Raw genomic sequence first — 8,330 nt, forward strand, 5'->3', positions numbered from 1 at the left:
CCCCCCCCCCCCCCCCCCCCCCCCCCCCCCCCCCCCCCCCCCCCCCCCCCCCCCCCCCCCCCCCCCCCCCCCCCCCCCCCCCCCCCCCCCCCCCCCCCCCCCCCCCCCCCCCCCCCCCCCCCCCCCCCCCCCCCCCGTTCCTCAATTCCCCCAAGGAGTCGCATCCATGCGCACCATGCTCGTCACCGGCGGGGCCGGCTTCGTGGGCAGCAACCTGGCCGTGTCCTTCAAGCGCAAGTATCCGGACCTGAAGATCATCGTGCTCGACAACCTGAAGCGCCGGGGTTCGGAGTTCAACCTGCCGCGCCTGGCGGCCGAGGGCATCCGGGTCGTGCATGGGGACATCCGCAATCCCGAGGACATGGAGTTCGACGACAAGATCGACGTGCTGCTCGAGTGTTCGGCCGAGCCCTCGGTGCTGGCCGGTTTCGGCGGCTCGCCCCGGTACCTGGTCAACACCAACCTGACGGGCACCATCAACTGCCTGGAAGTGGCCCGCAAGAACCGGGCCGACGTCGTGTTTCTCTCCACCAGCCGTGTCTACCCCTACGACCCCATCAACGCCGTGCCGCGCCGCGAAGAGGCCAGCCGCTTCGTGTGGGAGGACGTCGCCGGCCCGCGCGGCTGGTCGCCGGCCGGCCTGGACGTCGATTTCGACCTCACCGGCCCCAAGTCCATGTACGGGGCGACCAAGTTGTGTTCTGAATTCGTGCTGCGCGAGTACGAGGCCATGTACGGAGTGCGCGCGGTGGTCGACCGCTGCGGGGTGATCGCCGGCCCCTGGCAGTTCGGCAAGGTGGACCAGGGCGTCTTCTCGCTGTGGGTGCAGGCCCACTATTTCAAGCGCCGCCTGTCCTACATCGGCTTCGGCGGCCTGGGCAAACAGGTGCGCGACTTGCTGCACGTGGACGACCTTTTCGATCTTCTCGATATGCAATTGGCGGATCTTGAGAAAGCCAGGGGAAAGGTGTACAATGTTGGCGGCGGTGTGTCGTGCAGCTTGTCGCTCCTGGAAACCACGCGGATTTGCGAGGAACTGACGGGCAACCGCATCGAGATACGCGGCGACGCCGAGAACCGGCCGGCGGACCTGGCCATCTACATCGGCGACAACAGGCGGGTGACGGCCGATTACGGCTGGTCGCCCAAACGCGACGCGCGCACGATCCTGGCGGACCTTTTTGCCTGGGTCCGCGAGCACGAGGCGAGCCTCAGGACGCTGGCCACGCTGTAAGCCCGGCGTTGGGGAGCCGCCCGAAACGCAAAGGCGGGCAACCATGATTTCGCAACGCAAGGTGGACCATCAGCGGATGGTCGCGGACGCGCGGGCCATCCGCGAAAACATCAGCCGCGCCCGGGGGTATCTGCGGCGCGACGACCTGTTTCGCTGCATCGAGGCGGCCAACGACGCCTTGGTGCTCAAGAGCACGGGTGCGGCGCTGGGCATGGGCCGTTCCGAGGTGGACCTGCTTTTCGCGGAGATGTGCGACGAATTCAGCCGCCATCCCCGGGTGACGGCCTTCCTGGAGGAGATCGGCGCCGGCGGCGGGCAGTTTCTGCGCTACAAGCCCGGCGACGAGACGCTGCTCATCAAAAAGCTCACGGCCTTTCGCATCAAGATGGAAGACACCGAGCAGAAGGAAAAGGACCAGGCCGAGCAGCGGCGCAACAAGCAGCGGGAGGAGTGGCTCCAGCTCGGCCGCGAACACCTGCGCCAGAAAAGCTATCCCAAGGGCAAGATGTACCTGCGTCGGGTGGCCGAAAGCTTCGGCGACGAGCCCGACGTGCTGCGCGAGGTGGGCAGGCTCTTCATGGAGGAGGGGTTGCTCACCGAGGCGGCGGAGATGTTCGCCATGGCCATCGAGCGGTTCCCGAGCGACCAGCAGGCCTGGCGGCTGGCCATCGACGCCGCCGATGGACTCGGCGAGTTCAAGAAGGCCGAGGCGATCTACCTGGAGGCGGTCAGGATGTTCGGCGGCCACCCCATGACCTTCCTCAACATCGCCAAATTCTACATGAAGTGGAACCGCAAGGACGACGCCTACGATTACGCCGTGCGCGCCCTGGACCTGGATCCCAACCTGGAAGAGGCCAAGGAAATCCGGGAAAAGATGGAGCGGTAGTCACTTTCCGATGCAGAATCGGTCGAACACGGCACGGAGCACGTCCTCGGGCGTGGTTTCGCCCGTGACGTCGGCCAGCAGCATTCCGGCCGCCTCCAGGCGCACGCCGAGCAGATCGTAGGGCACGTCCGCCCCGATATCCTTCATCAGTTCCGCAAGTTCCGCGCGCGCGGCCGCGAGGCTCGCCGCCTCGCGTTCGTTCGGCGCGGGCGCGCCGGGCTCGGGCGGGCCGGCCTCGCGGGTGAGCCGCTCCCGCATGGCGGCGAGCAGCCCGGTCAGGCCCAGGCCCGTGCGGGCCGAGACCGGGATGGTCTCCAGCCCCAGGGCGGCCAGGGCCAGGCGCGGATCGGGTTCGCCGGGCGGCAGGTCGGCCTTGGCCGCGACAGCCAGCACCTTCTCCCGCCCCAGGGCGGCCACCAATGCCTCGGCCTCGGCGTCGGCGACGTAGGGAACCGAGCCGTCCACCACGTACAGCCCCAGTTCCGCCCGGGCGGCGAGGCTTACGCCCCGCGCCTTGCCGGCCGCCTCCACGGCGTCGGGCGTCTCGCGCAGCCCGGCCGTGTCCGTCAGGCGCACGGGCAGGCCGTCGAGGTCCAGGCCCTCCTCCAGGTAATCGCGCGTGGTGCCGGGGAGGTCGGCGACAAGGGCCCGGTCCGTGCCGAGCAGGGCGTTGAACAGGCTCGACTTGCCGGCGTTGACCCGGCCAAAGAGCGCCGCCCGCGCCCCCAGACGAAACGGCCGGGCCCGCCGGCCGGCCGCCAGCAGGTCGTCGATGCGCCGGATGACGGCCTCGACTCCGGCGGCGAAGGCCGCCTTGGGCAGGCACTCGACCTCCTCCTCGGGAAAATCCACGGCCAGGCAGACGCCGGCGCGCAGCTCGTTCAGGGCGGCGGCCAGTTCGCCCATCGCCCGGGTAAGGCCCCCGGACAGCCGGGCCAGGGCCAGGTCGGCGTCGACGTCGCCGCGCGCGGCGATGAGTTCGGCCACGGCCTCGGCCTGGGACAGGTCCAGGCGGCCGTTGAGAAATGCCCGTTTGGTGAATTCCCCCGGCCCGGCCGGCCGCGCCCCCAGGGCGAAGCAGGCCGCGAGCACCCGGCGCAGCACGGCCGGCGCGCCGTGGCAGTAAAATTCCACCGTGTCCTCGCCGGTGTAGCTGCCGGGACCGGGCATGAAGGCGACCATGCCGGAATCGAGCCCCCGTCCGTCGGCGTCCGTGATCGTCCCGTGGTGCAGGCGGTAGGGCTTCATGCCCGCAAAGCCCGGCCGGGCGGAGGCGAAGAGACGTCGTGCCACGGCCGGGGCCTGGGGGCCGCTTAGGCGCACGATGCCGACCCCGCCGCGTCCCGGCGGGGTGGCCACGGCGGCGATGGTGTCCGTCGGGTCGTCACGAAGGGCCGGCATGGCGTCCTACGCGCCCGCTACGCAGCTGGGCTCGGCCAAAAGCTTCCTGATCGCCCGGCCCATGCGGGCGATGCCCTCGGCGATGCGCTCGGGTTCGGCGTTGGAGAAGTTGAGCCGCATCTCCCGAGTGCCGCCGCCGTCCACGAAGAACGGGCCGCCCGGCACGAAGGCCACCTTCTCCTTGATGCACAGGTCGAACAGCGCGAAGGCCGAGCAGCCCTCGGGCAGGGTCACCCACAGGAACATGCCGCCCTCGGGTTCGGTGCAGGTCACTTCCGCCGGGAACTCGGCCTTGATGCGCTCGACCATGAGGTCGCGCTGCGCGCCGTAGACCTTGCGGATGACGGCGATGTGGGCGTCGAGGTCGTTGTGGGCGAGGTAGTCGATGAGCACGCGCTGCACGAAGGTGGAGCAGTGCAGGTCCGAGGCCTGCTTGGCCGTGACGAGCTTGGGCAGGCTGTCGGGCGTGGCCACGATCCAGCCCAGGCGCAGGCCCGGGGCGGCGATTTTCGAGAAGGTGCCGAGCATGTAGGCGTCGCCGTAGGTGAAGGCCGTCACCGGCGGATGGGGTTCGCCGAAAAAGCGCAGTTCCCCGTAGGGGTCGTCCTCCACGAAGACGGTGTCGGCCACGCGAAGCGCCTCGGCCACGGCGCGCCGGGCCGCCAGGGAGTAGGTCAGGCCCGAGGGGTTCTGGAAGTTGGGCACGGCGTAGAACATCTTGGCCTTTTGCCGGACCAGGGCGTCGGTCAGGCGGTCGATGTCCGGGCCCTGCGGGGTCAGGGGCACGCCGACGAAGGCGGGCTCGAACACGGAAAAGGCCTGTATGGCCCCGATGTAGCCGGGCAGCTCCACGGCCACCACGTCGCCGGGGTCCAGAAACACCTTGCCGAGGAGATCGAGGCTCTGCTGGGAGCCGTTGGTGATGAGGACGTTGGCCGGATCGACGTTCATGCCCTTTTTCGCCTTGTAACGGGCGGCGATCCATTCGCGAAGGGCGGGTTCGCCTTCGGTCACGGAGTATTGCAGGGCGGCGGCCCCGTTTTCGGCCAATACCCGGGCGGCGGCGTCGGCCATGGGGCCGGTGGGGAACAGGTCAGGCTTGGGCAGGCCGCCGGCGAAGGAGATGATGGACGGATCGGCGGTGACCTTGAGGATTTCCCGGATGAACGAGCGACGCACCTGGGACATGCGTTTGGCGAAAGCGGGCACGTGAGACCTCCTGCGTTGGAGGCCGCGAAAGGGCGGGCGACTGACCCGTCGAAGCGGCCGGTCGCGTCATGGTAGGCGGGAAGGGCGGCCTTAGAAAGAAAATTTTTAACTTTGCGGGTTCACAGAACTTTTTTGAGTTCTTCCAGCCGTAGCGCCGGTTCGTAGCCGGCCGCCGTCCTTCTCCCGTTTTCCAGCGCCGTCGCCAGCTTTTCGCCGCCATCGAGCCACAGCCGCGCCGCCGCCTCCAGGCACGTGGCCGCCCCGAAAACGTCATTGTCCGCCGCGTAGCATCCGTTGCCGCCCCAGGGAACCTCGCGCAGGAGCACGGACGGCGCGTGGCCGGCCGGGTCGATCTGGCGCATGTAGTCGAAGCCGCCGAAGCCCGAAAAGCCGGCTACCAGGCAGCCGCAGGCCATGGCCTCCAGCGGCGGCAGGGGGCAGCCCTCGGGAAAGCCCGTGGCCAGGAACATGTGGCAGGAGCGCAGCGCCTCGGCCACGCCGTCCGGGGAAAGGCCGTCGATGGCCACGAAGTCCAGGGCCAGCCCGGTGCGCGCAGCCCTGGCCGCGGCGACCTCGCGGATCATGGTGGCCAGGGCCTTGTTCTTGCGCGGCATGAAGCCCACCCGCACGGGACCCGGCGCGGGCTTGGACGCTGGCGGATGGAACCGGGCCGGGTCGATGGCCGGGCGCAACACTGGCGGCAGCGTGCCGAGGGAGAACTCGATATAGCGGGCCACCGGGTCCGAGACGGCGAGAAACGAGACCGGCAACCTGTCCCAGCCGACGCCAGGGGGCAGGCCGTTGAAGAGATAGGCCCAGTTCTGGCAGTAGACCAGGCAGCGCGCTCCGGCGGCGAGCCCCGGGGCCAGGGCGTTGGGCCAGCCCTCGGGAACGAGGTAGGCGTCCCGCGCCGTCATGCCCGTCGTCGCCAGGGAAACCGCCGGCAGCCCGGCCGGCAGGGCGAGCGGCGTGGCTCCGGGTTCGCGCACGACGAGAACCACGTCCCGACCCAGGCGCGAAAGGCCCGTCGCCGTGTCCAGAAGCACCGCCAATCCGCCGGAAACCGTGCGTAGCGGCGGCAAAAATACGAAAATGCGTCCCACGTCGTTCCTTCTCCCGGCGGCGGTTGCCGCCGCAGCGCCGAAAGGCTAACACCAAAGCGGCCATCCCCCGACCGAGATGCCTCAAGGAGTCGCCATGCGCAACAACAAGGACGCCCTGCCCGACATGCCCCTGACCCCCGAAGCCACGGCCGTGCCGACCCTTGGCGAGCCGACCTGCGAAAGCCCCAAGCGCGCCGGCGCGTTCGTGCCCGACGACGCCGGGGTGCTCGTCGGCATCTCGCGCGGCTCCGTGAGCTGCGACGGGGCCACGCCGGTCTTTTTCGAGGAGGCCGGGCCGCGCGAAAAACTGTTCTTCTCGCCCCACAAGACCAAGGTGGCCATCGTCACCTGCGGCGGCATCTGCCCGGGCATCAACGACGTCATCCGCTCCATCGTCATGGAGGCCAGCCACCAGTACGGCGTGGCCGCCACCCTCGGCATCCGCTACGGCCTTCGCGGCTTCATCCCGTCCTGCCGCCACGACGTGCTGGAATTCACGCCGGAAAACGTGGCTGAGATCCACGAGTTCGGCGGCACCATCCTCGGCTCCTCGCGCGGGCCCCAGCCCGTGGACGAGATCGTGGACGCCCTGGAACGCATGGGCATCGGCTTTTGCGTCTTCATCGGCGGCGTGGGCACCTTGCGCGCCGCCTCGGCCATACAGACCGAAATCGCCGCGCGGGGGCTTGCCATCGGCGTGGTCTGCATCCCCAAGACCGTGGACAACGACATTCACTTCGTCTCGCGCACCTTCGGCTTTTTAACCGCCGCCGAACAGGCCACCGAGGCCATCGCCTGCGCCCACGTCGAGGCCCTGGGCGCGCCCTACGGCATCGGCCTGGTCAAGCTCATGGGCCGGCAGTCTGGATTCATCGCCGCCGAGGCCAGCATGGGGCTCAAGCACGTCAACATGGTGCTCGTGCCCGAGGAGCCCTTCGCCCTGGAAGGCGAGGGCGGCGTGCTCGACGTCCTGGAAAAGCGCCTGCGCTCCCGGGGCCATGCCGTGATCGTGGCCGCCGAGGGCGCGGGGCAGCATCTGGTGCCGGAAACCGGCCGCACCGACCCCTCGGGAAACCCGGTGCTCGGCGACTTCTGCGGCCTGCTCGCCGCGGCCGTCAAAAAACATTTCAAGGCCAGGGACATTCCCATCACGCTCAAGGTCATCGATCCGAGCTACATCGTGCGCGCCGTGGCGGCAAACACCGCCGACGCCGTCTATTGCGGCTTCCTGGGGAGGCTCGCCGTGCACGCCGGCCTGGCCGGCAAGACCGGCATCATGATCGGCTCGGTCAACGACCGCTACGTCCACGTGCCGCTGCCGCTGGTCACCCGCGAACGCAAGCGCATCGACACCTGCTCCGACTACTGGCAGGCCGTGCTCGACTCCACCGGCCAGCCCCGGTTCACGCCCCACGGCGGTTGAACCCGCGGCCAAACGGCTGTACCCCTCGCTTCGAGAGAACCGACCAACCCGCCCCGGGCGGCCCGACATCCTCGACGGGCCGCCCGGGGCGAGCCATTGCCCAAAAGGAGTTTCCATGCCCGCGACCCTGCGCGAACTGCTCGATGCCATCACCCCCGTGGATGCCGCGCTTTTCCCCGTGGCCAAGGCCCACCTGGACAACCTGACCAAGCCGCGCGGCAGCCTCGGCCGGCTCGAGGAGATCGCCCAGCGCCTCTACGCCATACGCGGCGGCCAGGCCCCGGCCGTCGATCCGGCCCGCATCTACGTCTGCGCCGGCGACCACGGCGTGGCCGCCGCGGGCGTGAGCCTTTTCCCCCAGGAAGTCACCCGCCAGATGGTGGCCAACTTCCTGGCCGGCGGCGCGGGCATCAACGTGCTTGCCGACACCGCCGGCGTCGACCTGCGCGTGGTCGACGCCGGCTGCCTGGGCGATCCCTTCCCCAGCCATCCCCGCTTCGCCGGCGCGCGCGTGGCCTCGGGCACGGCCAACCTGGCCGAAGCCCCGGCCATGAGCCGCGAAACCTGCGAAAAAGCCCTGCTGCTCGGCGCGTCCCTGGCCGCCGAAGCCGCAAACGAAGGCATCCTGGCCCTTGGCACCGGCGACATGGGCATCGCCAACACCACGCCCTCCACGGCCCTTTTCTGCGCCTACCTGCACCTCGACCCGGAAACCATCACCGGCCCGGGCACGGGACTCGACGCCTCGGGCGTGGCCCGCAAGGCGGCCGTCGTGGCCAAGGCCCTGCGCCTGCACGCCGCGACCGTGGCCTCGGGCGATCCCGTGGACATCCTGGCCTCCCTGGGCGGCCTGGAAATCGCCTGCCTGGCCGGCCTCGTCCTCGGCGCGGCGGCGCAAAAGCTCCCCATCGCCGTGGACGGTTTCATCTCCACCGCCGCCTACGTGGCCGCCCGGGCCATCGCCCCCAACGTGGCCGACTACGCCTTCATCAGCCACGCCTCGGCCGAACCGGGCTACGCGCCCATCATGTACGCCCTGGGACAAAAACCGCTGCTCGACCTGGGACTGCG

The 8,330-nt window shown here is 69.8% G+C and carries 7 protein-coding genes; 4 read left to right on the forward strand and 3 right to left on the reverse strand.

The window, feature by feature from the left end:
- The first annotated feature begins 166 nt into the window (after positions 1-166).
- Entirely contained in the window at positions 167-1,234 is a 1,068-nt protein-coding gene (locus tag Q1K70_RS15535; protein WP_300161361.1) for an NAD-dependent epimerase/dehydratase family protein, read from the forward strand.
- Between the two features lie 43 nt (positions 1,235-1,277).
- Entirely contained in the window at positions 1,278-2,123 is an 846-nt protein-coding gene (locus Q1K70_RS15540; protein ID WP_300161363.1) for a tetratricopeptide repeat protein, read from the forward strand.
- Here Q1K70_RS15540 and mnmE read toward each other — a convergent pair whose 3' ends face one another.
- The 3 genes from mnmE to Q1K70_RS15555 form a co-directional block, all read right to left on the reverse strand.
- Positions 2,124-3,524 carry a tRNA uridine-5-carboxymethylaminomethyl(34) synthesis GTPase MnmE gene (mnmE, locus tag Q1K70_RS15545; protein WP_300161365.1) on the reverse strand — a complete coding sequence of 467 codons (1,401 nt, stop codon included), beginning with the start codon at positions 3,522-3,524 and terminating at the stop codon, positions 2,124-2,126.
- Between the two features lie 6 nt (positions 3,525-3,530).
- Complete coding sequence (locus Q1K70_RS15550; protein ID WP_300161367.1) at positions 3,531-4,733, reverse strand: PLP-dependent aminotransferase family protein; 1,203 nt, start codon at positions 4,731-4,733, stop codon at positions 3,531-3,533.
- A gap of 119 nt (positions 4,734-4,852) precedes the next feature.
- Positions 4,853-5,836: a glycosyltransferase family 1 protein gene (locus tag Q1K70_RS15555; RefSeq protein ID WP_300161369.1), complete on the reverse strand. Its 984-nt coding sequence runs from the start codon at positions 5,834-5,836 to the stop codon at positions 4,853-4,855.
- 94 nt (positions 5,837-5,930) lie between these two features.
- Between Q1K70_RS15555 and Q1K70_RS15560 the strand changes: the two genes are divergently transcribed.
- The gene (locus tag Q1K70_RS15560; protein WP_300161371.1) at positions 5,931-7,259 is read left to right on the forward strand and encodes an ATP-dependent 6-phosphofructokinase; all 1,329 of its coding nucleotides are present in this window, start codon (positions 5,931-5,933) and stop codon (positions 7,257-7,259) included.
- A 115-nt stretch (positions 7,260-7,374) separates the two neighbouring features.
- Positions 7,375-8,330: nicotinate-nucleotide--dimethylbenzimidazole phosphoribosyltransferase (gene cobT, locus Q1K70_RS15565; RefSeq protein WP_300161373.1), on the forward strand; the 956-nt coding region annotated here is incomplete at its 3' end.

Source organism: Solidesulfovibrio sp. (assembly GCF_029978005.1).
Classification (GTDB): Bacteria; Desulfobacterota; Desulfovibrionia; order Desulfovibrionales; family Desulfovibrionaceae; genus Solidesulfovibrio.

Coding starts and splice junctions, on each gene's coding strand:
- Q1K70_RS15535 (WP_300161361.1), top strand. CDS start 167: ATGCGCACCATGCTCGTCACCGGCGGGGCCGGCTTCGTGGGCAGCAAC.
- Q1K70_RS15540 (WP_300161363.1), top strand. CDS start 1,278: ATGATTTCGCAACGCAAGGTGGACCATCAGCGGATGGTCGCGGACGCG.
- mnmE (WP_300161365.1), bottom strand. CDS start 3,524: ATGCCGGCCCTTCGTGACGACCCGACGGACACCATCGCCGCCGTGGCC.
- Q1K70_RS15560 (WP_300161371.1), top strand. CDS start 5,931: ATGCGCAACAACAAGGACGCCCTGCCCGACATGCCCCTGACCCCCGAA.